Here is a 4,004-nt window from a genome sequence, read left to right on the forward strand (position 1 = left end):
CTGCCATCGGGCCCTGCTGATTAGAGCGTTGAGGACATCGTCCACCACACATAGCTCCAGGTCAGGCGGCCACAAGTCGCGTCAGCTCAAGATAAGGGCCGCAAGCGCAGCATCATCATCGACACCACCGGCCTGATGCTCACCGTGCTGGTCACCGCCGCCAGCATCCAGGACTCCGTCGCCGGCGAACGCCTCCTCAACCGCTCCGCCGCCGACCATCCCGGCCTCCGCAAAGGCTGGGCCGACCGCGGCTACCGCGAATACCTCGTCGACCACGCCGCCCGCCTCGGCATCGACCTCGAAGTCGTCCGCCGAGCCCCCGGCACCAAGGGCTTCAAAGTCCTGCCCCGCAGGTGGGTAGCCGAACGCACCCTGGGCTGGCTCATGCACCACCGCCGCCTGGCCCGCGACTACGAAGCCCTTCCCACCCGCTCCACCGCCATGATCTACATCGCGATGATCGCCCTCATGACCCGCCGCCTCACCCACGAATCCACACCAACCTGGCGAGGAGCATGAACCACACCAACTACGCGGAACGGGATGAAACAACGGGCCAAAACGCCCTCTCAAGGGCGTCTGCAGATGTCACGCTGCAGCGAAGGCCCTGGGACTGAGTTCCCAGAGCCTCCGTGCTGCCCTCGCCGGGATCCCCCCGCAGTAGACGAAAATGCGGGCGCCGCGCGGCCGCCTCGGTCGCCCCTGTTCAGCGTCGGCCTCGCGCAACCGGGCCGCGCACTTGTCAGATCACGCGCCCGCGCAGACCTGTCGGCGTCCTGTACAGCCTGTCGCTGAAAGCAGGGCGTCAGCAAGGCACCCAGGAGCGTTCCCGCGACGGCGATCAGGACCGAGATGGACTCCCAAAAATAAGGTCACCATCGACGGTCAGCCACTGCACAGGAATTCGGCTAAACACTCGCTTAGCCAGTAGCGCCCCGGCCCGGGAGACGGCTCACGCTGACTTCCCTCGAAACCGACCGTGTGATGCCGATCTCGGATTTTGGGTGTGACCGCGCTTCCGTGACGACTACGGCCGGATGAGGATTCTGGCCCGCAGCAAGGGGAACGATGCCCGCCCATACATCTGCCGCTTGATCGTCTTGATGCGGTTGACGTGGCCTTCGACGACGCCGGAGCTGTAGGTGAGGGTTATGCCAGCGGTGACGGCGTCGAGGTCCTGGCGGAGGAATCCGGCGAAGCCCCGGATGGGCTTGGGGCCGTCCTGCTCAGCCTGTCTGATCCAGTCCAGCAGCAGGTGGCCGCGCCGGTTGCGGACGAGTTCGGCGAAGACGCGGGCGAAGTCGCGGGCCGAAGCGATGTCGGGGCATGCGAGCCGGACTTCATCGAGCCGGGCGGCGTCCTTGTCCTGCAGGGTCTCGCGGGGCCGCATGATCCATGACGTGATCTTGCGAGGACTGGGGATCGGCGCAGGGGCGGGGACGGCGGTGCCGTCCTTGATGCTGGCCACATAGCGGCAGACGACATGTCGGCTGCCGCCGTAGCCGCGTTCGCGGACCTCGCGAAACAGCCGCATTGGGCTGGTGCAGCCGGCTGAGAACCGGGCCTGCAGATAGGCGGTGAACGGGTCGATCAGTCCGGGGCGCCGGTCGCGGGCCGACGCGATCAGCACGTCCAGGTCGGTCTCCTTGAACCGTCGTACCGTCTTGCGGTCCAGACGGAGGCGGCGGGCGATCGCACTGATCGTCCACCCCTGGTCGAGTAACTCGTGCACGTCCTGGTGGCGTTGGCGTGTGCGGGCCACGATCGCGGTTCGGGGCAGGGCGGGCGGTTGAGGGGCGGCGGTCGGCGTTGGTGCCGCTGCGGTCGGCTTGTTGTGCCGGTCGGCGTGTTTGCGCAGGCAGTCGCGGTGCTGGTGGCAGGTCTTCTCCACCGCGGCGGACAGGTTCGCGAGCAGGTGCCAGCGATCAGCCACCTCGACCGCGGCCGGAGCGGCCTGCTGGACGGCCCGGGTGAACGACGTGGCCCGATCCCGGCAGACGATCTCCGCACCTGGATGCGTTCGCAGCCAGGCCGCAAGCGTCGCGGTCTCCCGGTCTGGCAGTACGTCGACGGGCAGCGAGCTCTCCACATCGGCCAGGAGGGTTCCGTAGGTGCGGCCCTTGCGGAAGGCGAACTCGTCCACGCCGAGCACACGCGGTGCTCTGGCCGGCACGGGTGGCGCCTCCAGCAGCCCCAGCAGCAGGCTCCGATCCCCTGCCAACAGGGGCTTGCGGCAGAGGCGTTGGCCGGGGCGGCCGCCCAGCTCGACCGCGATGGCCCGCAGCAGATCACGCATGGGGAGCGTCGAGCGCCTACGGCGCTCACTCAGTCCCCAGACCTGCTCTACGAACGTCCGCCTCGGGCAAAGCGGCTGGTCACAGCGGAACCGTCGCACGAGAAGCCGGATCACCATCTGCCGACCGCCCACTGGCCGGTCCGAGAGGTGGCGCCAGTAGCGGCTGTGAACCCGCGCGGCATGATCGCCGCAATCGGACACCGGCCCGGTCGACCGCAGCCGACCGCGTCCACCGTGAGCACCGTCCCCACGACGCACAACTGCCGAATCCGAACCGCCATCCCCGGAAACAGCACATCCTCCAAGGTATCTACCGCCATGAACTGGACGTGCCCAGGAGGAACGGTCCAGCAGTCCACCGCCAGCCGTAGTCGTCACGGAAGCGCGGTCACACCCAGATTCAACGAGCGCCATCAGGAGGGCTGCTCTCTGGCGTCGAGGGCCCGCTGGCGTGCCTGGAGGCAAGCGGTCCAGTCGGTGCCGGTTCGCCGACGCCAGTATTGCGCGGTGATGACGTGGAGGCCGATGAGCGGGGCGAGGACCGCAGGCGGCATATCTTACTGTTTCTAACAAAAGCGGTTGATCATGTGACGGTTGGTCTGTCCGCTTATTGGTCTGGTTGTGGCGAAACGTCAGTCGCGGCCGTGGTTCGTGTCGGATGGACTGTGGTCGCTCATCGAGCCGTTGCTGCCCGCACCGGGACCGAAGCCGGCACAGGGCAGGCATGGGATACCGGACCGGCAGGCCCTGTGCGGCATCTTGTTCGTGCTGCACACCGGCATGCAGTGGGAATACCTGCCCCAGGAGATGGGATTGGCTCGGGCATGACGTGCTGGCGGCGGCTGGCCGCCTGGAGCGAGGCCGGCGTCTGGGACCGACTTCACGTCGTCCTGCGGGAGAAGCCGCGCTCTAAGAACCAGCTGGACTGGTCCCGGGCGGTGATCGACTCCTCGCACGTCCGGGCGGCCCAGCGGGGCCCAAAAGCGGGCCCAGCCCGGTCGACCGGGCACGGCCGGGCAGCAAGCACCACGTCATCACCGAAGGTCAGGGCATTCTGCTCGCGGTGTCGCTGGCCGGCGGTAACCGCCACGACGTCACGCAGCTGTTGCCCCTGCTCGACAAGATTTCGGTTGTCGCCGGGCACGCCGCCCGGCCCCGGCGAAGGCCTGACGCGCTGCTGGCTGATCGCGGCTACGACTACGGCCTGTACCGCAGTCTGCTCTGGCACCGCGGTATCCGCCCAGTCATTGCCGAACGAGGCCAGCCACACGGCTCTGGCCTGGTCATCTTCCGTTACGTCGTCGAGCGCACGATCGCCTGGCTGCATAGCTTCCGCCGTCTCCGCACCCGCTGGGAACGGCGCGATGACATCCACGAAGCCTTTCTCAGCCTCGCTGCCTGCCTGCTTACTCATCGCCACGCCCCACGGCTTCGTTAGCGGCAGTTAGTCGCGTCGGATCAGTTCGGGATTGATGTGACGTCCGACCAGGGGCAGCATGCCAAGCACCGCCACGATCAGGACGGCGAGCGCGGCCAGGGCGAGCAGGGGGATGCCCGCACCGTCCCAGAGGACCTCTCCGCCGCCTGTGACGAGGAAGGAGGACTCGGCCAGTTTTCCCGCGACCAGCGCGAGGACCAGGCCGAGGGCCAGGGGCAGAACCACCTGGGCGCACTGGACGAGCCGCAGCGTACGTGGCCTGGCTCCGAT

1 protein-coding gene and 3 pseudogenes are annotated in these 4,004 nt (G+C 67.8%); 2 read left to right on the forward strand and 2 right to left on the reverse strand.

The genetic code is table 11. The annotated features are described in order from the left end of the window. Positions 1 to 96: 96 nt before the first annotated feature. Positions 97 to 519: pseudogene (locus ACWDZ7_RS42590) on the forward strand (transposase); the annotation flags it as partial. Positions 520 to 1,027: 508 nt separating this feature from the next. Here the strand turns inward: ACWDZ7_RS42590 and ACWDZ7_RS42595 are convergent. Then, positions 1,028 to 3,022: an ISL3 family transposase gene (locus ACWDZ7_RS42595; RefSeq protein WP_451804308.1), complete on the reverse strand. Its 1,995-nt coding sequence runs from the start codon at positions 3,020 to 3,022 to the stop codon at positions 1,028 to 1,030. On the opposite strand from ACWDZ7_RS42595, the pseudogene ACWDZ7_RS42600 reads away from it, so the two are divergent. Beyond that, a pseudogene (locus tag ACWDZ7_RS42600) lies at positions 2,918 to 3,734 on the forward strand (IS5 family transposase). The gene ACWDZ7_RS42595 and the pseudogene ACWDZ7_RS42600 overlap by 105 nt on opposite strands. A gap of 6 nt (positions 3,735 to 3,740) precedes the next feature. Here ACWDZ7_RS42600 and ACWDZ7_RS42605 read toward each other — a convergent pair. After that, positions 3,741 to 4,004, reverse strand: a pseudogene (locus tag ACWDZ7_RS42605) (ABC transporter permease); the annotation flags it as partial.

This window comes from Streptomyces sp. NPDC003032, from assembly GCF_053591415.1.